Source organism: Thioclava sp. GXIMD4216, from assembly GCF_037949285.1.
In the GTDB taxonomy this organism is placed as follows: domain Bacteria; phylum Pseudomonadota; class Alphaproteobacteria; order Rhodobacterales; family Rhodobacteraceae; genus Thioclava; species Thioclava litoralis.
The window spans coordinates 2174470-2194946 of record NZ_CP149926.1; the positions used below are offsets into that span (position 1 = coordinate 2174470).

Consider the following 20477-nt stretch of genomic DNA (forward strand, 5'->3'; position numbering starts at 1 on the left):
ATAGTTAACGCCTTAAGGGCTATTCCGGCGAGCCTCGGCACAGGATCTCAGGGATCGACAGACAGCAGCCTGCCGAACAGAAACTCCAGAAAACGCTCGGCCTCGGCGAAGGGATCGCGTTCGGACCCCAAGATGGTGCGGACCTGCACATCGAAATCAGCATAATGTTGTGTCAGCGACCATATCGAGAAGATCAGGTGATACGGGTCAACCTTGGCCAGCTGACCGGCATCGATCCACTGCTGGATAATTAACGCTTTCTCCTCGACCAGCGTCTTCAACTGCCCCGCCAGACCGTCATGGAAGCGCGGCGCCCCCTGAAGCACCTCATTTGCGAAGAGCCGCGATTCGCGTGGCATCTCGCGCGACATCTCCAGCTTGCGGCGCATATAGGCCATAATCTCGGTTTTCGGGTCCCCTTCGGCGGTCATCGCATGCAGCGGAGCCAGCCAGACATCCAACAACCCCGACAGCAATTCGACATGGATCGCCTCTTTCGAGGGGAAGTAATAAAGCAGATTGGGCTTGGACAACCCCGCCTCGGTGGCAATCTGGTCCAGTGTCGATCCGCGGAACCCATGCGCCGAGAACACCTCAAGCGCCGCTTCCAGAATGGTCTGGCGATTCCGGCGCTGGATGCGGGTCAGGGGTTTGCCCGATGTCTTCCCCGCTGCGGTCTGGACAGCGGTCTGCACGCCGTTGTGCTGCGCATTCTGGGGGGCGGATGGGCGTGTATCGGTCACAGAATTCCTCCGAAGCTTTATTTTGCATATCCAGCAATCCGGTTTTCATCAAGTTTGCGCCGGTGAAAGGGCCGGATTTCCCCGCAAGAAACCGTAGATGCGCGCGAAACTGTCATTGGCGCGGCAATAGCCAAGCTGATAGGATATGTCGCGCTATTCCTTTTCGGTGCATATGATGAGATCACTCTCCCTGCCCTGCCTGCTGACAAGTGCCCTGGTCGCGGCCTTGCCTGCAACATTTTCCGCCTTCCCCGCCCATGCAGAGCTGCAAAGCTGCCAGACCTCGATTCGCGGCCAGCAGAACCAGTTCGTCTTCGATGCCGACAATCCGCAGGTGAAAGAAAGCCTGAGCCTGCGCGAAAAGATCTTCGGATCACGCGGCAAGGTCACCTGCCCCGGTCAGGTCACCCTGCGCGCGATGACCCCCGAGCTTGACGATCAGGGCCGCGCGCCCTTCTGCCTGCAATGGGACAAGGACGAGGACACCTATATCGGCTATGCGCAGGGCGAGCGCGACGGGTTCGGCCATTGTATCGAGGCGTCCAAAAGCTTTTGCGAGCGGGTGAACGGCTCGGGCGATGCCGCCAAACAGATGACCGAGAATACCAACGGGTTTGCCAAGGATGTCACCGGCAAGGTGGTGGGCAAGAAGATCGGTTCGGTCGTTGTCAAAACGACAGGGGACAAGCTGAAAGGCCGGCTGAAGGATGCAGGCGTGGCCGCTATTGCCGCAGCCTCTCCGGCAGGTCTGGCCGCAGTCGCGGTGACTGCGGTGGCTGTGGGCGGCACGATGTATGTCTGCTCGGATAAGGGGGCGAAGGGCGCGGATGTCGAGGGCACCACAAACCAGTTGCCCGATGGCGCGAATGTCGATGCGACGGTCAATGCCAATGACGGGGCAGAGCTTCTCGGGTCGGAGCTTCCGGTCTTCACCGACCCCGAGGCCGTCACCCCGCCTGTCACGCAACCTGTCGAGGAAGCGCCGCTAAATGCGATCAATCCCGAGACGGGGATCGGCGTTCAGGGCGCGGCCGAAGACGACGTGTCGAACAAGAACAAGCACTGACCTGCTGCCTTTCGAAACGATAAAAGGGGCCGGAACATCCGGCCCCTTCCTTTATTCCGCCGCCTGAGAGGCGGGATTGTTGGGATGGGTCGTCCAATTGGCATAGGCGGCGACTTCGCGCCCCGTGCGGGGATCAACCTCGCCCAATTCCAGCTCGCGCATGGTGATGCAATCCACCGGACAGACATCGACACAAAGGTTACAGGCCACGCATTCCTCGTCCTTCACCGAATAGATGCGGTCTTCCGAAACGGCGATGGCTTGGTGGCTGGTGTCTTCACAGGCCGCATAGCAACGCCCGCATTTGATGCAATCGTCCTGATTGATCTCGGCCTTGGTGACATAATTGAGGTTGAGATACTGCCAGTCGGTCGTATTGGGCACCGCGCGGCCTACCAGCTCGTCAATCGAGGTGAACCCTTTCTCGTCCATATAATGCGACAGCCCCGAGATCATCTCTTGCACGACCTTGAACCCATAGGTCATCGCCGCCGTGCAAACCTGCACATTGCCCGCCCCTAGCGCCATGAACTCGGCGGCATCGCGCCAAGTGGTCACGCCGCCGATGCCGGAAATCGGCAGGCCTGCGGTTTCGGGGCTACGCGCGATTTCCGCCACCATATTCAGCGCGATCGGCTTCACCGCAGGGCCGCAATAGCCACCGTGGCTACCCTTACCGTCAATCGTCGGCTGCGGCGCGAAACTGTCCAGATCGACAGAGGTGATCGAGTTGATCGTGTTGATCAGGCTCACCGCATCGGCGCCTCCGCGTTTGGCGGCCTCGGCGGGTTTGCGGATATCGGTGATATTGGGCGTCAGCTTCACAATCACCGGCTTGTCGTAATACTGCTTGCACCAGCGGGTGACCATCTCGATGTATTCCGGCACCTGCCCCACGGCAGAACCCATCCCGCGTTCGGCCATTCCATGCGGGCAGCCGAAGTTCAGCTCGATCCCATCGGCGCCGGTTTCCATCACCCGCGGCAGGATCGCCTTCCAAGCCTCTTCCTCGCAGGGCACCATGATAGAGGCAATCAACGCGCGGTCAGGGTAGTCCTTCTTGACGCGGGTCATCTCGTCAAGATTGGTCTGCAGGTCGCGATCGGTAATCAGCTCGATATTGTTGATCCCCAACACGCGACGATCCGCCCCATAGACCACGCCATACCGCGGGCCTGACACATTCACCACCGGCGGGCCTTCCATGCCCAAAGTCTTCCAGACCACCCCGCCCCATCCAGCCTCATAGGCGCGGCGGACGTTATATTCCTTATCGGTCGGCGGCGCCGAGGCCAGCCAGAAGGGATTGGGGGATTTGATACCGAGAAAATTGCTCGACAGATCGGCCATGTCTTAGCCCTCCATCAGGAAAGAGTGAATATCTTCAGCCGCATCGCGCCCCTGCGCGACCGCCGTCACGGTCAGATCCTCGCCCGCATGGGTGCAATCGCCCCCCGCCCAGACACGCGCCATGCTGGTGCGGCCGATGCCATCAGTGATGATCTTGCCGCCCGCCACTTTGACCTCTTCCGGCGTATCCCCCAGCGTCTGGCCGATGGCCTTGAAGCATTGATCCGCGCTCAGCCGGAAGGTGTCTTCGGTTATCTCAAGCCCCTCAGGGCCCGCCTTGGTATAGGCGAATTCCACCTCGCGCACCGATCCATTGCCGATAATCCCCACAGGGGCGGCATGTTCGATGATCCGCACGCCTTTGGATAGCGCCAGATCCTGCTCGAAGCCCGAGGCCGGCATCTCGGCCCGCGAGCGGCGGTAGACGATGGTCACATTCAACGCGCCCAACAGCTTCGCCTGCACCGCCGCATCTACCGCTGTCATGCCGCCGCCGATCACCACCACATCGCGACCAATCGGCAAAGCGGCCAGATCGGATGCCTGACGGAGGTCCGCGATAAAATCGGTTGCCGGAAGAATGCCGTCCTTCTCTTCGCCCGTCAGACGCAGCGCATTCACCCCCGACAAGCCCATGCCAAGGAAGACCGCGTCATAGTCCTCCAGCAACTCGGCCAGATCGCCATCGCCCGCACGGCCCAACATCCAGTTTTCCACCAGAGTGATCCCGCCGATCTGCATCAGCCAAGCGACTTCCTTCTGCGCGAAATCATCCGGCGCCTTGTAAGAGGCAATGCCATATTCATTCAGCCCCCCCGGCTTGCGGCGCGCATCATAGATGGTGACCTCATGGCCCTTCATCGCCAGCCGATGCGCACAGGCCAGACCCGCAGGCCCCGCCCCCACCACGGCCACCGAACGTCCCGTGATGTCGGCGCGCACATAGGGGTGGCTCTGCTTGGCCATCAGCGTATCGGTCGCATGGCGCTGCAACAGCCCGATCTCCACCGGCTTGCCCTCCGCCGTCTCGCGCACACAAGAGCCTTCGCACAGGTTTTCCGTCGGGCAGACACGCGCGCACATGCCGCCCAGGATATTGCTATCAAAGATGGTCTTGGCCGCAGCCTCGGGAGTGCCGGTCGACACCTGACGAATAAATAACGGAATGTCGATCGAGGTCGGACAGGCCGTCACACAAGGCGCATCATGGCAGAAATAGCAGCGATCTGCCGCCACCTGTGCCTCATGCCCGTCGAGCGGCGGATGAAGATCGGTAAAATTGGCCCCAAGAGCCTCCGGATCAATGCGCCCCGCCACTATTCCGGCTGTGAGCTGGCTGTTGGACATGATGTCCTCCCTGCTTGCGTCTTTTTTCCACAGTGCCACCGAATATTTTTTTATCAAATGGTAAAATATAGGAAGTGCCGAAAAAACTGATCATTGCCCAAGAACAGATCGATGACCCTCTCTGTGCCGTGATTTTCAGCACCCCCCGAACGGCTCTTGATGCTTTTCACTGCGCTATACCTGGCGTATAAGCACGGCCAGAACGCCTGTGGACAAGGAACATTGGCATTCTTGACAGGCCACAACACGCACCTTTCGAGGACCCTATGAGCAATAATATCCGTGAAACCGATGTCGCCTTCATTCAGGCGCTTGCCGAGCTGCTGAATACAAACGATCTGGCCGAAATTTCGGTCACCCGTGAATATGGCGAAGATGACAGCCTGAAGGTGCGCGTCTCGAAACAGTCGACTGTTGTGACCCAGATCGCAGCTGCGGCACCTGTTGCGACGCCCGCACCTAGCGCGGCCCCTGCTGCCGCCGCTCCTGCCGCTGCACCGGCCAGCGAAGACCTCGCCGCCCATCCGGGGGCTGTGACCTCGCCGATGGTCGGCACCGCCTATCTGTCGCCCGAACCGGGGGCTGCCGCTTTTGTCACCGTTGGCGCACAGGTCAAGGAAGGCCAGACGCTGATGATCATCGAAGCGATGAAAACCATGAACCACATTCCCGCCCCGAAAGCAGGGACCGTGAAACGCATCCTGATCGATGATGCGCAGCCGGTCGAGTTCGGCTCGCCCTTGATGATCATCGAGTAAGGCCGGACCCATGTTTGACAAGATCCTTATCGCGAACCGGGGCGAAATCGCGCTACGCGTGATCCGTGCCTGCCGCGAGATGGGCATCGCCTCTGTCGCTGTCCACTCGACCGCCGATGCCGATGCCATGCATGTGCGCATGGCCGATGAATCGGTCTGCATCGGCCCGAACCCCTCGTCCGAAAGCTACCTGAAGGTCAGCCAGATCATCGCCGCCTGTGAAGTCACCGGCGCGCAGGCGATCCATCCGGGCTACGGGTTCCTCTCGGAAAACGCAGGCTTCGTGCAGGCGCTGGAAGATCACGGCATCACCTTCATCGGCCCCTCGGCGGAACATATCCGCATGATGGGGGACAAGATCACCGCCAAGGAAACCGCGAAACGTCTCGGCATTCCGGTCGTGCCGGGTTCGGCCGGTGGCGTGCCCGATATCGAAACCGCGCAGGCCGTGGCCAGCGAAATGGGCTTTCCGGTGATCATCAAGGCCACCGCAGGCGGCGGCGGGCGCGGCATGAAAGTCGCGACCTCGCTCGAAGATCTCGAAGTCGCCTTCCGCACCGCCCGTTCGGAAGCCAAAGCCGCTTTCGGCAATGACGAGGTCTATATCGAGAAATATCTCGAAAAACCGCGCCATATCGAAATTCAGGTCTTTGGCGACGGCAAGGGCCGCGGCGTCCATCTGGGCGAGCGCGACTGCTCGCTCCAGCGCCGTCACCAGAAAGTGCTCGAAGAGGCCCCCGGCCCCTGCATCACCCCGGAAGAGCGTGCCCGTATCGGCAAGATCTGCGCCGATGCGATTGGCGAACTGGGCTATGCCGGTGCCGGCACCATCGAATTCCTCTATGAGGATGGCGAGTTCTATTTCATCGAGATGAACACCCGCCTGCAGGTGGAGCACCCCGTCACCGAGGCCATCTTCGGCGTCGATCTCGTGCGCCAGCAAATCCGTGTGGCCGCAGGGCTCGGCATGGAGTTCACGCAGGACGATCTCAAGATCAACGGTCATGCCATCGAAGTGCGGATCAATGCCGAACGCATCCCCAACTTCGCCCCCTGCCCCGGCAAGGTCACGGCCTTCCATGCGCCAGGTGGTCTGGGCGTGCGCATCGATAGCGCGCTTTATGCGGGCTACAAGATCCCGCCCTATTACGACAGCCTCATCGGCAAGCTGATCGTGCATGGCGCCGACCGTCAGGAGGCACTGGCCCGCCTGCACCGCGCGCTTGGCGAAATGATCATCGACGGTGTCGATACCACGATCCCACTGTTCAACGCCCTGCTGGAAGAACCCGATATTCAGGCCGGCAACTACTCGATCCACTGGCTCGAGAAATGGCTGAAAGCCAAATACGCATAACGGCAAACCGCGTCCGAGACGCTGCCACATGCTCCAGAAAAAGCAGCAAGGCCGCCGATCAGGCGGCCTTTCCTTTTGGCAAACGGCGCCTCAGACGGTTTTCGGGCGCAGCAAGCAGCTATAGCGCCGCTTCTCGCCCTTGCGGTAGTAATCCCCGACATGCTCCCGTTGCGCCACGGGCAGCCCCTCCCAGTCCAGCCAGTCGATATCAAAGCCCTGCACCTCGGCAATCAACTCCATCGCCTTGCGCGAGGGAATGCCGATGGCCGTCACCTCCTGCCCCTCGAACTGGGCAATCGCGTTCAGGTCCTTATGGGTCCGCTCGCGCTGGAGCGCGATCACCGCCCCCGGACGGTCCAGAAATTCGCTATCCACCACCACCAGTTTCGGCCCCAACTGACGCACCAGATCGAACAGGCGCATATGGTCCATCACATGGTAAAGAATGCCCAGAACCCCAACCACATCATAGCGTTGCCCCGCCTCAATCTCGGCCTGCATTCCCGCAAAGAGATCGCCACATTTCAGGCTGACCTTCTTCTTCAGATGCTCGCGCGGAAACTCGGCAAAGCGGTCGATCAGGCTCTGGCGCCCCTCGATCCCCACCACCTCTGCGGCCCCTGCCGCGGCAAAGGCATAGGCCCAACGACCGTCATGGGCCGCCAGATCCAGCACCCGCTTGCCCGCGATCTCCTCCGCCAGCGGTTTGATCACCATCTTATGGCGGGCATTCATTCGGGCCACAGTTCCGGGATCTTCGGAATATCGATCAATCTCCGGCAAAAAATCAAAGAAACCCATGATTTGCGCTCGCCCCCAATTCGGTCCATTCTCGCACTAGGCAGACCCTAAAAGGATAATACGGGCAAGAAAATGGCACAAACGCTAACAGCCGAGCTCCTTCTGAGCGGCTATGCAAATGGCATCTTCCCGATGGCCGAAAGCCGCGAGGATCCGCGCCTGTACTGGTTCGAACCCAAGCTGCGCGGCGTGATGCCGCTTGAGGGCTTCCACCTTTCCCGTTCGCTGGCCCGCGAGATCCGCCGCATGCCCTATCATATCAGGGTCAATCACGCTTTCCGTGCCACGGTCGAAGGATGCGCCGACCGTGAGGAAACATGGATCAACGCGCAACTGTTCGACCTCTATGACCAGTTGCACAGCCACGGATTCGCCCATTCGATGGAGGTCTGGGAGGGAAAGACGCTGGTGGGTGGGCTGTTCGGCATCACCCTCGGGGGCGCGTTTTTTGGCGAATCAATGTTCTCGCGTCGCACCAATGCCTCGAAAATCGCGATCGCCTATGTGATTGACCGCCTTCGTGTATCTGGCTTCACATTATTTGACACACAATACCTGACGCCGCATCTGGCCAGCCTTGGCGGGATCGAAATTCCCCGCGAAGCATATCGCGCAGAACTGGCACGGGCTTTGGAAAGCGAGGGCGATTTCACAAAACGCCCCCTGCCCTCGGGTCAGGAATTGGTGCAGCGGATGACCCAGACATCGTAACGCTGATTGTCGAGCGCCGAAAGCGCGGGGCTCGACGCGATCATCCAGCCGGAAAATGCCTGTTTATCGGTCTGATTGTCGAAAATGGTCAGATGTGCGAACGCATTCGAACTCGGATCTTCCGAAGGGTAGCGGCATTCGTTCAGAGTCACCTTCAACGTGCCATAGGTCACGCTCTGGCCGGTTTTCAATGCAATATCCGAAGCGATGCCATTGATCTTGTCGAGCCCGCGCAGCTGCGCCCCCGAGGCATCGGCAAGGCCGGTCATAACACCGCTTTCCTGCGCATACACAGCCGCTGGCAGGATGGCCATCACCGCCACAGAAAGAAACTTGAAGATACGCATGGATCAGATCACTCGGGCTGCCATGCCTCGTAGTCGTGACGCTCGACCGGCATCACGCGACGAAGCGACCCTGCAGGCGCATAAGCCGCAGGCGTCCCGGTGAGGTTTTCCTCATGCGGTTTTTCCCAGGTCTTATGGATCATCGGACGTTCGGTCGGCGGCTCTGCAAAGGTGTGATGCAGCCAGCCATGCCAATCGGGCGACACGCGGCTTGCCTGGCTCTCGCCATTATAGATCACCCAGCGACGCTTGCCGTCCTTGGTCTGGTAAAAGATGTTACCTTGCTCGTCTTCGCCGACTTTCTTGCCATTGCGTGCCGACCAGATGCGCGTATTGAGCGTCTGACCATTCCACCATGTCAGAATCTGAAGCAGGGTTTTCATCTTATTCCTCCGCAGGCTGTCTCAGCCCCTTATATCGCAGCGCACGACAAGGTCCAGTGCGCAGATAGGCTTTGCGACCGATCCCGTGGTCACGAAAACGCCGCCCCGAAAGAACGGAGCGGCGCAAGGATCTTAGCTCGCAGAGCTGCCCTCTTTCTTGGCATCTGCATAAATCAGAAGCGGCTTGGCACTGGCTTGAGTGACCGCCTCTTCATTGACCACCACTTCGTTCACGCCATCCATGCCCGGCAGTTCGAACATCGTATCCAGCAGGATATCCTCGAGGATCGACCTCAGGCCGCGTGCACCGGTTTTCCGCTCGATCGCGCGTTTGGCAATCGCCGACAGCGCATCTTCGGTGAAGGACAGGTCGACGCCTTCGATCTCGAACAGACGCTGGTATTGCTTGACCAGCGCGTTTTTCGGCTGGGTCAGAATGATGACCAGCGCATCCTCGTCGAGATCGGTCAGCGTTGCAATCACCGGCAAACGCCCCACGAATTCGGGGATCAGCCCGAATTTCAGCAGATCTTCCGGCTCGAGTTCGGCAAACAGCTCGCCCACGCCACGGTCATCGTTGTTCTTCACATCGGCGCCAAAGCCCATGGCCGAACCTTTGCCGCGCTGCGCGATGATCCGGTCAAGCCCCGCGAATGCGCCACCACAGATGAACAGGATGTTCGTGGTATCCACCTGCAGGAATTCCTGCTGCGGGTGTTTGCGCCCCCCTTGCGGCGGAACCGACGCCACGGTGCCTTCCATGATCTTCAGCAGCGCCTGCTGCACGCCCTCGCCCGACACATCGCGGGTGATCGAGGGGTTGTCGGATTTGCGGGTGATCTTGTCGACCTCGTCGATATAGACGATGCCGCGCTGCGCCCGCTCGACATTATATTCCGACGCCTGCAGAAGCTTGAGGATGATATTCTCGACATCCTCACCGACATAGCCGGCTTCGGTCAGCGTGGTCGCATCGGCCATCGTGAAGGGCACATCCAGAATGCGCGCCAGCGTCTGGGCCAGAAGCGTTTTACCACAGCCGGTCGGACCGATCAGCAAGATGTTCGACTTCGACAGTTCGATATCCTGTTTCGACCCGTGGTTCAGACGTTTGTAATGGTTGTGCACCGCGACCGAAAGAACGCGCTTGGCCTTTTCCTGACCGATGACATAGTCATCCAGAACCTTGCAGATATCGCGCGGCGTCGGCACGCCTTCGGAGGATTTCAGCCCCGCCGATTTCGTCTCCTCGCGGATGATGTCCATACAAAGTTCAACGCATTCATCGCAGATGAATACAGTCGGCCCGGCAATCAGTTTCCGGACCTCGTGCTGGCTTTTGCCGCAGAAGGAACAGTAAAGGGTGTTCTTGCTGTCGGAGCCTGTAGTGTTCGCCATGATATCCCTCTGCAGTAACGGCCGGGCGGGTCCGGTCCTTTTGGGCGGCGGGCCACCCGCAAACAAAGTCTAGGGCAGCCCGACCGTCATGCCAATGTCAAATTACCTCTCCCGGTTAAGGGAGGGTCACTTCTTGTCTTCGGTTTTCCCGCGATTTTCGAGAATTTCGTCGATCAGACCCCAGTCTTTGGCCTGCTCTGCCGACATGAAATTATCGCGTTCAAGGGCCGCTTCGACGGTCTCGTAGTCATTGCCGGTATGCTTGACATAGATCTCGTTGAGGCGGCGTTTCAGTTTTGCCGTTTCCTGTGCGTGGATCATGATATCGGTCGCCTGACCCTGATAGCCACCGGACGGCTGGTGGACCATCACGCGCGAGTTAGGTAGCGAGAACCGCATGTCTTTTTCGCCTGCCGTCAGCAGGAGCGAGCCCATCGAAGCCGCCTGACCGATCACCAGCGTCGAGACCTTCGGCTTGATGTATTGCATGGTGTCATAGATCGACAGACCTGCCGTCACCACACCGCCGGGGCTGTTGATATACATCGAGATCTCTTTCGACGGATTCTCGGCCTCGAGGAACAGAAGCTGCGCACAGATCAGGGTGGCCATGCCATCATGGACCGGACCCGACAGGAAAATGATGCGCTCTTTCAGAAGGCGCGAGTAAATATCGTAGGACCGCTCCCCGCGCGAGGTCTGTTCGACCACCATCGGCACGAGCGTGTTCATATAGGTATCCATCGGGTCTTTCATGGAAATCTGCCCTTCCCTGTCATTAGTCAGACATGTCTAACGCCAAAATCGTTACTTGAGTCTTATGATCGCGCACCGTCCTTCGCAAGGGACGTTCACGGTTTGCTCAGCGTATTGCGAAGAAATCTCCTCGATTTTGCATAAGATTGTTCGTTTCTCTCCACACAGATCGCCAAACCGCTTTGAGACACCCGCTCCGCGCAATCCGCGTTTGTATGAAATATTTTTCGCGCTTTCGATCAGAGCCGCCCTGCCTGCTAGCTGCCGCGATAGGTCGACATGCCATAGGGCGACACAAGCAACGGCACATGGTAATGTGACTTTGCGTCATTGATCCCGAAACGGATCGGCACGATGTCCAGAAACAGCGGCTCGCCTCCTGCTTGGCCGGTTGCGCGCAGATAGTCCCCCGCATGGAAGACCAGCTCGTAAATCCCCGTGGCAAAATCCGCAGCGGGGAGAATCGGCTGGTCCGTGCGCCCATCGGCATTGGTGCGCATCCGCGCCAGTTCAACGCGTTGCTCACCCGCAAGACGAAACAGCACCACCTCCAGCCCCTGAGCAGGGCACCCCCGCGCTGTGTCCAGAACATGTGTGCTCAGATAGCCTGACATGCGATCGCTCCGTCTCGAACCCCATATAGCCCTGCAAGATTGGCCCGAGCGGCAAGGCAGCGCAAGCCGATCATGCCCTGCCACCGCAATTCCCTGAGCGCACTCTTGAAGTTGCCGCATTTTGGGCTTTTGATCGGACCCAAGACAGGAGAGATAAAAATGGACCGGTATCCCAGAAACATGCGCGGCTACGGTCGCGACGCACCCGATGCACACTGGCCGGAAGGGGCAAAGCTCGCGATATCGCTCGTGCTCAATTACGAAGAAGGCGGCGAGAACAACATCCTGCATGGCGATGCCGCATCCGAGGCGTTTTTGTCCGATATCGCAGGGGCCGCGCAATGGGCCGGCCAGCGCCATTGGAACATGGAATCGATCTATGAATATGGCGCGCGTGCGGGGTTCTGGCGGCTGCACCGGCTGTTCACCCGCCGGAACCTGCCGGTGACCATCTATGGCGTGGCCACGGCGCTGGCCCGCAGCCCCGAACAGGTCGAGGCGATGAAGGAGGCGGGGTGGGAAATTGCCAGCCACGGGCTGAAATGGGTCGAACACAAGGACATCCCGCCCGAAGAAGAAGCCCGCCAGATCACCGAAGCCATCCGCCTGCATACCGAGGTCGTGGGCACCCCGCCCAAGGGCTGGTATACGGGGCGCTGCTCGGCCAATACCGTGGCGCTGACCGCCAAAACCGGCGCATTCGACTGGATCTCGGACACCTATGACGACGACCTGCCCTATTGGCTGACGCTCGAGGGGCGCGACCAGCTGGTGATCCCCTACACGCTGGAAGCCAATGACATGCGCTTTGCCACAGCCCCCGGCTATATCGAGGGCGAGCAGTTCTTCCAGTATCTCAAAGACACATTCGACACGCTCTATGCCGAAGGCGTGGCCGGTCAGGGCAAGATGTTCTCGATCGGGCTGCATAACCGGCTGATCGGACGTCCGGGCAAAATTGCGGGGCTCACACGGTTTCTCGACTATGCGCAAAGCCACGAGGGCGTGTGGTTTGCCACCCGTGGCCAGATTGCCGCGCATTGGGCCGCCACCCATCCGCCGGTCCACAAACCCCGCCCGAGCGAGATGACACAGGATGAATTCGCCACCCGCTTTGGCCGAATTTACGAGCATTCGCAATGGATTGCGGGCCGCGCATGGGAGCTGGAGTTGGGCCCTGCCCATGATTGCGCGGCAGGGGTGGCCTCTGTGCTGGCGCGGATCTTCCGCACCGCAGGCCACGAGGCGCAACTGGCCGTGCTGCGCGCCCATCCCGATCTGGCAGGCAAGCTGGCACAGGCCAAACGCCTGACCGCCGAAAGCACCTCCGAACAGGCCAGTGCGGGCCTTGATGCGCTGACCGATGACGAACGCGCGACCTTCCAGCAGCTCAATGCCGATTACGTCGCCAAATTCGGCTTTCCCTTCATCATTGCCGTGCGCGACCATAGCAAGGCCTCGATCCTTCAGGCTTTCCACACCCGCCTCACCCATGACGCCGAGACCGAATTCACCGAGGCCTGCCGACAGGTCGAACGGATCGCGCGCCACCGTCTCAACGATATGGATATCTGATGAGTTCTTCCTATTACGCCCCGCCGGGTGGTCTGCGCGACCAGAACACCCGTACTGTTGATCGCGCGGTTTTCACCGAAGCCTATGCCTTCCTGCCCGCCCATACGCTGTCAGACATCACCACCTCCTACCTGCCGGGATGGGACAAGGCCCGCGCATGGGTTCTGGCCCGCCCCATGTCGGGCTTTGCCGAAACCTTCGCGCAGCTGATTGTCGAGATCGCTCCGGGTGGCCATGCCACCAAACCCGAGCCGGACCCCGATGCCGAGGGCGTGGTTTTCGTGCTGTCGGGCCACCTTGACCTGACGCTCAAGGGCACGCACCATGATCTCTCCGAGGGCGGCTATGCCTTCCTTGCCCCGAACGAGGACTGGTCACTTGCCAATGTCTCCGCGGCACCTGTCACTCTGGTCTGGATACGCAAGATCTGGACCCCCGCCGAGGGCATTGCCAAACCCGAAAGCTTCGTGACCTCGGACCAGCAGACAGCGGCGCGCCCGATGGCGGGCACCGAAGGCAAATGGGCCACCACCCGTTTCGTCGAACCCGACGACATGCGCCACGACATGCATGTCAACATCGTCACCATCCAGCCGGGGGCAACGATTCCCTTTGCCGAGACCCATGTGATGGAGCACGGGCTATATGTGCTACAGGGGCGCGGGGTCTATCTGCTGAACAAGGACTGGGTCGAGGTCGAGGGCGGCGATTTCATGTGGCTGCGCGCCTTCTGCCCGCAGGCCTGCTATGCGGGCGGCACCCAGCCCTTCCGGTACCTCCTGTATAAGGACGTCAACCGCCACATGCCCTTGCGCGGAATGCTGGGGCGCTGATGGATATTACCACCGAACCGCTTACCGCCGAAGCCTTCGCCCCTTTTGGCGATGTCCTGTCGGCGGAGGGAGCGCCCGACCGTCTGATCAATGCCGGCAAATGTGGCCGCTATCATGATCGCGCCGCGCTCAGTTTCTTCGAAGGCCGCGCGGGTGTGTCGATCTTCAAGGCCGAACCGCGTAGCCTGCCCTATGAATGCGACCTGCTGGAGCGCCATCCTCATGGCAGCCAATGCTTTATCCCGATGTCGGAACATCCTTTCCTGATCATCGTGGCCACCGATCTGGGCGACCGCCCCGGCAGCCCGCGCGCTTTTCTGACAAACGGCGCGCAGGCGATCAACTTCCACCGCGGCATCTGGCATGGTGTGCTGACGCCACTGGCCGGTCCGGGGCTCTTTGCGGTGGTCGACCGCATCGGGGACGGCAAAAACCTTGAAGAGGTAAGGATCGCCCCGCCCTTCCGCGTGCGGACCAGCTAGAAGCAGCGCTTCCCCAAACCTGCACGGGCCTGCCCTTATCTGGGCGGTCCGGGAGGCACAGTCTTCGGGGCCCTCTATGCGGTCCCGAAGCCCCCCCCTGCTATGGCCGATGGCCGCCCCGTTTGCAGGCCGCTCAACCGCCCCCAATTCCCCAAGAACAGAGATACGGCCCCGCAATGTGACGCAGCGGAAAAGCCGCCTTTGATTGATCTTGCGCGCAAAGGACCAAGATCCTGTCTTAACGGATAAATCTGGAGGGATCACAATGCGCTGGCGCGGAATAAACCATGTCGAATTTTCGGTTCTCGATTACGATGCCTCGGTCGCCTTCTATGACCGCATGTTCGGCTGGCTGGGATATCGCTGCTTCTGGACGCTCGATATCGGGTATCGCTCGACCTATTACATGGCGCGTTTTCCCTTCCCGCATAGCTATATCGGGCTGCAACCCGCCAAATCGGGCGGCAAACTTTCGCATGAAGCTCGCGCGACGGGCATCCATCACATCGCGCTCTGGGCCCGCAACCGGCGCGAGGTGGACGCGTTCCATGCGGAATTTCTGTGCCCGAACGCTGTCCCCGTGACAGATGCGCCCGCAGAATATCCCGTCTATTCACCGGGGTATTATGCGGTATTTTTTGAGGACCCGATCAACGGTATTCACTGGGAACTGGCGCATATTCCGCGACTGCCGTCTTTGGGCGCATGGAAACGCTTCCGTCAGGCGGTGAAAGAGCAAGAAAAGCAGCACCCCGAATGGGGCGGCTCGGCCATGAAACAGGCCGAACGCCCCCTGCCCGGAAGAACCGGGCGATAAAACACCATCGCGCCTGTGACATCAGGCAAACGGGGGCTCCGGGTGAACGGGGGAGCCCCCATCACCTTAAAGATCCGGATTGATCAGCCGGTGATATTCCTGAATGGCGAAACGGTCGGTCATGCCCGCCACATAATCGAGCACCACCCGCGCCAAGAGGATTTCGGCATCCCCCCCCGAGGCCAAGGCCTTGCCCACATCGCCCTGCCAGTCAGACGGAAGCTGCTGCGGGTTTTCCATGAAAAACGGGAATAGCCCGTTGACCATCGTCGTCACCCGCTTGCGCTCGACCACCACGGTCGGGGCGCGATACATGCGGGTGAACAGGAAGCGCTTGATCGCCTTGAGGTTCTGGTAAAGCGGCTTCGAGAAACGGATGATCGGCCCCTCCATCGAGCGGATATCGTCCACCGTCTCGGGGCGCAAAGATTCCAGCCGGTTCTGCGCCACAGCGATCACATCCTCGACCATCACACCAAAGACACGGCGCAAGGCCTCGTGCTGGCGACGCGAGCGGTCCAGCCCCGGATACAGCTTGTCGACCGCCGCGAAACACTCGCCGATCACCGGCAATTCGCACAGGTCATCCTCGGTAAACAGTCCCGCCCGCAAGCCGTCATGCAGGTCATGGTGGTTATAGGCACAATCATCGGCCACCGCAGCCACCTGTGCCTCGGCACTGGCATTGGACGCCAGTTCCAGATCCCACATCGCATCGACTTCGGCCAGTGCGTAGGGCAGATCCTCGCGCCGCGCGACCGTATGGCTACCGCCACGATCCGAAATCACCGGACCATTATGTTTGGCAATGCCTTCAAGGGCTTCCCATGTCAGGTTCAGCCCGTCGAAATCGGCGTAATGGCGCTCAAGCTTGGTCACGATGCGTAAGGCCTGCGCGTTATGGTCGAAGCCGCCATAGGGCGCCATCAGCTCGTGCAGCGCATCCTCGCCGGTATGACCGAAGGGCGGATGGCCCAGATCATGCGCCAGCGCCACGGTTTCCGCCAGATCGGTGTTCAGCCCCAGATGGTTGGCAATCGTGCGCGCCACCTGCGCCACCTCGATCGTATGGGTCAGACGGGTGCGGTAATAATCGCCCTCATGTTCGACAAACACCTGGGTCTTATGTTTCAGCCGCCGGAAGGCCGAAGAATGGATGATCCTGTCGCGGTCCCGTTGAAACGCGGTCCGGAACGTGGAATAGTTTTCCGGAATAAGTCTCCCCCGAGTCTTCTCGGGATGGCAGGCATAGGGCTTGAGCACGGCAACCTCTTCTTGTCGCGGCATATAAGACATCCTATATCCCCTAGCCTAGGGAAGAACAGGCCCCAACGGGCAGAAAGCGTGTGAAAATGCTGCAAATTCCGCCAAAAGTCACCGAGCGCGCCTTCGCGCGACTGGCAGAAATCAACGAAGATGCCGAGACCCCGCGCGCCCTGCGTGTGGCCGTTGAGGGCGGCGGCTGTTCGGGCTTCCAATATGACATCAAGCTCGAAGAGCAGGCCGCCGAAGATGACCTGATCCTGCAAGGCGCGGGCCAGCGCGTGCTGATCGACCCCGTCTCGCTGCCGTTTCTGGAAAACGCGGTGATCGATTTCACCGACGAACTGATCGGCGCGCGCTTTGTGGTCAATAATCCCAATGCCGTATCCTCCTGCGGCTGCGGGATTTCCTTCTCCATGTAACATGCCACAGGCCGCGCCCGTTTCGTCATGACCGGTGCGGCCTGCGACCTTTTTGAAAGCCGCCCATGCGGATCCCTGATATACTTCTCGCCGGATCGGTAGCCGCTGCCGCCTGCGCCTTTTTTCTGGATCAGCCAGATTTGCTGGCCCTCTGCCTGATTTCCTCGCTCGCGGCACTTTATCTGGTGCTAAGGGTCCGCAATTTCCGGATATCGAAGCCACCGCGCCAGTGGCAACTACGCCGCAAAGCCCCCGCACCCGCCCCGCACAGGGATCTGCGCGGACACAAGCCCATCCTCATCGACGGCTCCAACGTCCTGCATTGGCGCAAGAACCTGCCCGAGCTGACCGCCCTGCAACGGGTTCTGGCACGGGCCAAAGCCGCCGGTTACGCGCCCCTCGTGATCTTTGATGCCAATGTGGGCTACAAGCTCTCGGACCATTACATGGGGCCAGAAGAGCTTGCGCCGCTGCTTGGCCTGCCCCCCAGGCGGATACAGGTTGTTGATCGCGGCCTGCCTGCCGACCCCGAAATCCTGCGTCAGGCCACACGGCTTGGTGCAAAGATCATCACCAATGACCGTTATCGCGACTGGCTCGACCAGTTTTCCCACGCCAAGCGCAAGAATGTCCTGATCCGCGGCCATTTCCGCGGCGGGCGACTTGTGCTTTCTCTCTGACCAGAGTCAGCCATCCACACCGGACACCCGATGCAGCTCGAAACCGCGATCCGTATTGCCGCACTGGCCCATAAGGGCCAGACCGATAAGGGCGGCGCGCCCTATATCCTGCATCCTTTACGGGTGATGCTGGGGGCCAAGGACCATGACAGCCGCGTGGTGGCCGTGCTGCATGATGTGGTCGAGGATAGCGACTGGACGCTCGCGGCGCTACGCATCGAAGGGCTGAGCGACCTTCAGGCCACAGCCCTCGATGCGCTGAGCAAACGCATGGGCGAGCCCTACGAGGCCTTCGTTCTGCGCGCCGCCGCCCACCCGATTGCGCGGGTCGTCAAGCGCCTCGACCTCTTGGACAATCTGGATCTGTCGCGTATTGCTCATATCGGGCCGGAAGACAGGCAGCGGATCGCCCGCTATCATGCCGCGCTCAAGATGCTGGACCAGAGCGGAGACAGGCCATGAAAATCGCGACCTTCAATATCAATGGCGTCAAGGCCCGTATCAATGCGCTGGTGGACTGGCTGAAAGAGGCCGATCCCGATGTCGCCCTGCTGCAAGAGATCAAATCCATCGACGAGGCCTTCCCCCGCGAGATCATCGAGGATCTGGGCTATCGCGTTGAAACCCACGGGCAGAAAAGCTTCAACGGGGTGGCGATCCTGTCGAAACTGCCGCTAGAGGACATCTCCCGCGGCCTGCCGGGTGATGACAGCGACGAACAGGCCCGCTGGATCGAGGCGACCGTCATCGGCGAGCGCGCGGTTCGGGTTTGCGGGCTGTATCTGCCCAATGGCAATCCGGTGGAGTTCGACGCCGAGGGCGCGCCGGTTGCCGAAGGCAAATACGGCTATAAGCTGGCATGGATGGAGCGCATGAAGGCCCGCGCGACCGAGCTTCTGGCGCTGGAAGAACCGCTGGTTCTAGCGGGCGATTACAACATCATCCCGCAGGATGAGGATGCCGCCAAACCCGAAAGCTGGCAAAAGGACGCGCTGGCCCTGCCCGAAAGCCGCGCCGCCTTCCGCCGCATCCTGAATCTTGGCTTCACCGAGGCCTTCCGCGCCCGCACCCAAGGCCCCGGACATTACTCTTTCTGGGATTACCAAGCGGGCGCATGGGCGCGCAATAACGGCATCCGCATCGACCACCTGCTGCTGAGCCCGCAGGCCGCCGACCTGATGACCGACTGCCAGATCGACCGTGACATCCGTGGCCGCGAGAAGCCTTCGGACCACGTGCCGGTCTGGATCACCCTCGACGCCTGATCCGCACCTTCTCCCCTGCCTCCGTCTAAGACCCGCTTCCCGTTTCGAAAGGACCCCGCCTATGGCAACGAGCTTCGAGCAGCTCAAACAGACCACATTGCTGGATCGGGCCATCGGGGTCATTCTGGGCCTGATCATCCTTTGCACCATTCTGGCCAACTGGGAGATCTTCGCCTTTGCCGCGCCCGTCGCGAAAGTCCTGAGCGTCATCGCCGTGCTGGCGCTGACACCTTCGGTCAAGAATTCGCGCCGGATCTTCGTGGTGGTGGCGCTGGCACTATGCGCCTATGCGTTCCTCTTCTATCCCACACCCTGGGCGGTGATCTCGGAGGCGCTTGGCCGTGCGAGCTTCATCATCGCTTTTTTCTCGGCTCTGGCCACATTGCGCCATGTGGCGGGGATCTCGGAAAAAATCACCCGCGCGGCGATCTATCTGGCCAGCCAGCCGCCCGGACGGCGCTATAGCGCGCTGACCATCGGCACACAGGCCTTCGCCCCGATGCTGAACTACGGCGCGATCTCGCTTCTGGGGGGCATGTCGCGTGCCTCCTCAGACCGCGAACCCGACCCCGAAATCCGCAAAATCCGCATACGCCGCATGCTGCAGGCGGTCCATCGCGGCTTTGCCGCCAGCCTGTGCTGGTCTCCGCTGGGCTTTGCGATGGTGATCTCGACCTCGATCGTGCGAGGGGCGGAGTTGAACCATATCATCCTGCCCGCCCTCGTGTCCTCCGCGATCCTGATCGGGGTCGGCTGGGCGATGGACCAACTGTTCAAGCCGGTGATCCCGCAAGGCCATCACGCAACCCCGCTGCGCGACAGTATGCCCACCACCGCCCGCGATCTTCTGCCGGTGCTCTGGCTGATCCTGCTGATCGCGATCCCCGCTGTCATTCTGGATCTGACCGCCGGATTGCCCGCTGCCATGTCCGTCCTGATGATCATTCCGCTGCTCTCTGCGGGCTGGCTGCTGATCGGGGCCCCCAGACGCACGCGCCTCAACCATGCGGTGCTGCACGCCTGCGAATTCGGGTTCATCGAGCTGCCCTCCTATCGCAACGAGATCGTTCTCCTGTCGATGGCGGGGTTTATCGGCTCGTCTGCGGGCACCATGCTTGCGCCAATCGTTGCGGGAAGCGGGCTGGATCTGGCGGCGATGCCGGTCTGGCTGCTGCTGATCCTGCCCATCGTCCTGATCCCGATCGGCGGGCAGTTGGGGATGAACCCCATCCTGTTCGTCTCGCTTTTCGGGCCGCTGCTGCCGACACCGGAGGCGCTTGGCATCTCGCCCACCGCGATGGTGCTGTCGATCACGGCAGGATGGTCGCTTTCGGGGGTTACCTCGCCCTTCACAGCCTCGGTAATGCTTGTGGCGCGGCTGGGCGATGTGACGCCCGCGACCGTCAGTCTCAGATGGAACGGTGCCTATAGCGCCGTCTGTGCGGTGATGCTTGCGCTCTGGCTGATGTTCTGGATCTGATCGAAAAAGCGCGCGACTTTGGCCGCGCG

23 protein-coding genes are annotated in these 20477 nt (G+C 60.6%); 13 read left to right on the top strand and 10 right to left on the bottom strand.

Annotated features, from left to right (window positions below; genetic code table 11):
* Positions 1-47: 47 nt before the first annotated feature.
* On the bottom strand, positions 48-647 hold the full coding sequence (locus WDB88_RS10640) for a TetR family transcriptional regulator C-terminal domain-containing protein (RefSeq protein ID WP_339109520.1): 600 nt from the start codon (positions 645-647) through the stop codon (positions 48-50).
* A gap of 241 nt (positions 648-888) precedes the next feature.
* Between WDB88_RS10640 and WDB88_RS10645 the strand changes: the two genes are divergently transcribed.
* Complete coding sequence (locus tag WDB88_RS10645; protein WP_339107654.1) at positions 889-1809, top strand: hypothetical protein; 921 nt, start codon at positions 889-891, stop codon at positions 1807-1809.
* Positions 1810-1860: 51 nt separating this feature from the next.
* On the opposite strand, the gene preA is transcribed toward WDB88_RS10645, so the two are convergent.
* Positions 1861-3159, bottom strand: a complete 1299-nt coding sequence (gene preA / locus WDB88_RS10650) for an NAD-dependent dihydropyrimidine dehydrogenase subunit PreA (RefSeq protein ID WP_339107655.1) — start codon at positions 3157-3159, stop codon at positions 1861-1863.
* Positions 3160-3162: 3 nt separating this feature from the next.
* On the bottom strand, positions 3163-4506 hold the full coding sequence (locus tag WDB88_RS10655; protein WP_339107656.1) for an NAD(P)-dependent oxidoreductase: 1344 nt from the start codon (positions 4504-4506) through the stop codon (positions 3163-3165).
* Positions 4507-4772: 266 nt separating this feature from the next.
* On the opposite strand from WDB88_RS10655, the gene accB reads away from it, so the two are divergent.
* Together accB and accC are read left to right on the top strand one after the other, a co-directional pair.
* Entirely contained in the window at positions 4773-5264 is a 492-nt protein-coding gene (gene accB / locus WDB88_RS10660) for an acetyl-CoA carboxylase biotin carboxyl carrier protein (RefSeq protein ID WP_339107657.1), read from the top strand.
* Between the two features lie 10 nt (positions 5265-5274).
* On the top strand, positions 5275-6621 hold the full coding sequence (gene accC / locus WDB88_RS10665; RefSeq protein ID WP_339107658.1) for an acetyl-CoA carboxylase biotin carboxylase subunit: 1347 nt from the start codon (positions 5275-5277) through the stop codon (positions 6619-6621).
* Positions 6622-6711: 90 nt separating this feature from the next.
* On the opposite strand, the gene WDB88_RS10670 is transcribed toward accC, so the two are convergent.
* The gene (locus WDB88_RS10670; protein WP_339107659.1) at positions 6712-7422 is read right to left on the bottom strand and encodes a methyltransferase domain-containing protein; all 711 of its coding nucleotides are present in this window, start codon (positions 7420-7422) and stop codon (positions 6712-6714) included.
* A 72-nt stretch (positions 7423-7494) separates the two neighbouring features.
* On the opposite strand from WDB88_RS10670, the gene aat reads away from it, so the two are divergent.
* Positions 7495-8133 carry a leucyl/phenylalanyl-tRNA--protein transferase gene (gene aat / locus WDB88_RS10675; protein WP_339107660.1) on the top strand — a complete coding sequence of 213 codons (639 nt, stop codon included), beginning with the start codon at positions 7495-7497 and terminating at the stop codon, positions 8131-8133.
* Here the strand turns inward: aat and WDB88_RS10680 are convergent.
* The 5 genes from WDB88_RS10680 to uraH form a co-directional block, all read right to left on the bottom strand.
* Complete coding sequence (locus WDB88_RS10680; RefSeq protein ID WP_339107661.1) at positions 8097-8480, bottom strand: DUF2155 domain-containing protein; 384 nt, start codon at positions 8478-8480, stop codon at positions 8097-8099. The genes aat and WDB88_RS10680 overlap by 37 nt on opposite strands.
* A gap of 8 nt (positions 8481-8488) precedes the next feature.
* Positions 8489-8863, bottom strand: a complete 375-nt coding sequence (locus WDB88_RS10685; RefSeq protein ID WP_339107662.1) for an NADH:ubiquinone oxidoreductase subunit NDUFA12 — start codon at positions 8861-8863, stop codon at positions 8489-8491.
* A gap of 132 nt (positions 8864-8995) precedes the next feature.
* Positions 8996-10261: an ATP-dependent Clp protease ATP-binding subunit ClpX gene (gene clpX, locus WDB88_RS10690; protein WP_339107663.1), complete on the bottom strand. Its 1266-nt coding sequence runs from the start codon at positions 10259-10261 to the stop codon at positions 8996-8998.
* Positions 10262-10387: 126 nt separating this feature from the next.
* Positions 10388-11017, bottom strand: coding sequence for an ATP-dependent Clp protease proteolytic subunit (locus tag WDB88_RS10695; protein WP_339107664.1), 630 nt, complete (start codon positions 11015-11017; stop codon positions 10388-10390).
* A gap of 257 nt (positions 11018-11274) precedes the next feature.
* The gene (gene uraH / locus WDB88_RS10700) at positions 11275-11631 is read right to left on the bottom strand and encodes a hydroxyisourate hydrolase (RefSeq protein WP_339107665.1); all 357 of its coding nucleotides are present in this window, start codon (positions 11629-11631) and stop codon (positions 11275-11277) included.
* Positions 11632-11790: 159 nt separating this feature from the next.
* Between uraH and puuE the strand changes: the two genes are divergently transcribed.
* The 4 genes from puuE to WDB88_RS10720 all read left to right on the top strand — a co-directional run bounded on the left by puuE (position 11791) and on the right by WDB88_RS10720 (position 15338).
* Positions 11791-13206: an allantoinase PuuE gene (puuE, locus tag WDB88_RS10705; protein ID WP_339107666.1), complete on the top strand. Its 1416-nt coding sequence runs from the start codon at positions 11791-11793 to the stop codon at positions 13204-13206.
* The gene (locus WDB88_RS10710; protein WP_339109521.1) at positions 13203-14039 is read left to right on the top strand and encodes a bifunctional allantoicase/(S)-ureidoglycine aminohydrolase; all 837 of its coding nucleotides are present in this window, start codon (positions 13203-13205) and stop codon (positions 14037-14039) included. Before puuE ends, WDB88_RS10710 begins: the two co-directional genes overlap by 4 nt.
* Positions 14039-14521 carry an ureidoglycolate lyase gene (locus tag WDB88_RS10715; protein WP_339107667.1) on the top strand — a complete coding sequence of 161 codons (483 nt, stop codon included), beginning with the start codon at positions 14039-14041 and terminating at the stop codon, positions 14519-14521. Before WDB88_RS10710 ends, WDB88_RS10715 begins: the two co-directional genes overlap by 1 nt.
* A 265-nt stretch (positions 14522-14786) precedes the next feature.
* Positions 14787-15338, top strand: a complete 552-nt coding sequence (locus WDB88_RS10720; protein ID WP_339107668.1) for a VOC family protein — start codon at positions 14787-14789, stop codon at positions 15336-15338.
* 66 nt (positions 15339-15404) lie between these two features.
* On the opposite strand, the gene WDB88_RS10725 is transcribed toward WDB88_RS10720, so the two are convergent.
* The gene (locus tag WDB88_RS10725; RefSeq protein WP_339109522.1) at positions 15405-16601 is read right to left on the bottom strand and encodes a deoxyguanosinetriphosphate triphosphohydrolase; all 1197 of its coding nucleotides are present in this window, start codon (positions 16599-16601) and stop codon (positions 15405-15407) included.
* A gap of 89 nt (positions 16602-16690) precedes the next feature.
* Here WDB88_RS10725 and WDB88_RS10730 point away from each other — a divergent pair, with 89 nt between their 5' ends.
* From WDB88_RS10730 to WDB88_RS10750, 5 genes are all read left to right on the top strand, one after another.
* Positions 16691-17023, top strand: coding sequence for an iron-sulfur cluster assembly accessory protein (locus tag WDB88_RS10730; RefSeq protein ID WP_339107669.1), 333 nt, complete (start codon positions 16691-16693; stop codon positions 17021-17023).
* 140 nt (positions 17024-17163) lie between these two features.
* Positions 17164-17703 carry a hypothetical protein gene (locus WDB88_RS10735; RefSeq protein WP_339107670.1) on the top strand — a complete coding sequence of 180 codons (540 nt, stop codon included), beginning with the start codon at positions 17164-17166 and terminating at the stop codon, positions 17701-17703.
* Positions 17704-17733: 30 nt separating this feature from the next.
* Entirely contained in the window at positions 17734-18165 is a 432-nt protein-coding gene (locus WDB88_RS10740; protein ID WP_339107671.1) for a phosphohydrolase, read from the top strand.
* Positions 18162-18968, top strand: a complete 807-nt coding sequence (gene xth, locus WDB88_RS10745) for an exodeoxyribonuclease III (RefSeq protein WP_339107672.1) — start codon at positions 18162-18164, stop codon at positions 18966-18968. Before WDB88_RS10740 ends, xth begins: the two co-directional genes overlap by 4 nt.
* A 61-nt stretch (positions 18969-19029) precedes the next feature.
* Positions 19030-20448: a hypothetical protein gene (locus WDB88_RS10750; RefSeq protein ID WP_339107673.1), complete on the top strand. Its 1419-nt coding sequence runs from the start codon at positions 19030-19032 to the stop codon at positions 20446-20448.
* The last annotated feature ends 29 nt before the right edge of the window (positions 20449-20477 follow it).

Coding starts and splice junctions, on each gene's coding strand:
- WDB88_RS10645 (WP_339107654.1), top strand. CDS start 889: ATGTCGCGCTATTCCTTTTCGGTGCATATGATGAGATCACTCTCCCTG.
- preA (WP_339107655.1), bottom strand. CDS start 3,159: ATGGCCGATCTGTCGAGCAATTTTCTCGGTATCAAATCCCCCAATCCC.
- WDB88_RS10655 (WP_339107656.1), bottom strand. CDS start 4,506: ATGTCCAACAGCCAGCTCACAGCCGGAATAGTGGCGGGGCGCATTGAT.
- accB (WP_339107657.1), top strand. CDS start 4,773: ATGAGCAATAATATCCGTGAAACCGATGTCGCCTTCATTCAGGCGCTT.
- accC (WP_339107658.1), top strand. CDS start 5,275: ATGTTTGACAAGATCCTTATCGCGAACCGGGGCGAAATCGCGCTACGC.
- WDB88_RS10670 (WP_339107659.1), bottom strand. CDS start 7,422: ATGGGTTTCTTTGATTTTTTGCCGGAGATTGATCGATATTCCGAAGAT.
- aat (WP_339107660.1), top strand. CDS start 7,495: ATGGCACAAACGCTAACAGCCGAGCTCCTTCTGAGCGGCTATGCAAAT.
- WDB88_RS10680 (WP_339107661.1), bottom strand. CDS start 8,480: ATGCGTATCTTCAAGTTTCTTTCTGTGGCGGTGATGGCCATCCTGCCA.
- WDB88_RS10685 (WP_339107662.1), bottom strand. CDS start 8,863: ATGAAAACCCTGCTTCAGATTCTGACATGGTGGAATGGTCAGACGCTC.
- clpX (WP_339107663.1), bottom strand. CDS start 10,261: ATGGCGAACACTACAGGCTCCGACAGCAAGAACACCCTTTACTGTTCC.
- WDB88_RS10695 (WP_339107664.1), bottom strand. CDS start 11,017: ATGAAAGACCCGATGGATACCTATATGAACACGCTCGTGCCGATGGTG.
- uraH (WP_339107665.1), bottom strand. CDS start 11,631: ATGTCAGGCTATCTGAGCACACATGTTCTGGACACAGCGCGGGGGTGC.
- puuE (WP_339107666.1), top strand. CDS start 11,791: ATGGACCGGTATCCCAGAAACATGCGCGGCTACGGTCGCGACGCACCC.
- WDB88_RS10715 (WP_339107667.1), top strand. CDS start 14,039: ATGGATATTACCACCGAACCGCTTACCGCCGAAGCCTTCGCCCCTTTT.
- WDB88_RS10720 (WP_339107668.1), top strand. CDS start 14,787: ATGCGCTGGCGCGGAATAAACCATGTCGAATTTTCGGTTCTCGATTAC.
- WDB88_RS10730 (WP_339107669.1), top strand. CDS start 16,691: ATGCTGCAAATTCCGCCAAAAGTCACCGAGCGCGCCTTCGCGCGACTG.
- WDB88_RS10740 (WP_339107671.1), top strand. CDS start 17,734: ATGCAGCTCGAAACCGCGATCCGTATTGCCGCACTGGCCCATAAGGGC.
- xth (WP_339107672.1), top strand. CDS start 18,162: ATGAAAATCGCGACCTTCAATATCAATGGCGTCAAGGCCCGTATCAAT.
- WDB88_RS10750 (WP_339107673.1), top strand. CDS start 19,030: ATGGCAACGAGCTTCGAGCAGCTCAAACAGACCACATTGCTGGATCGG.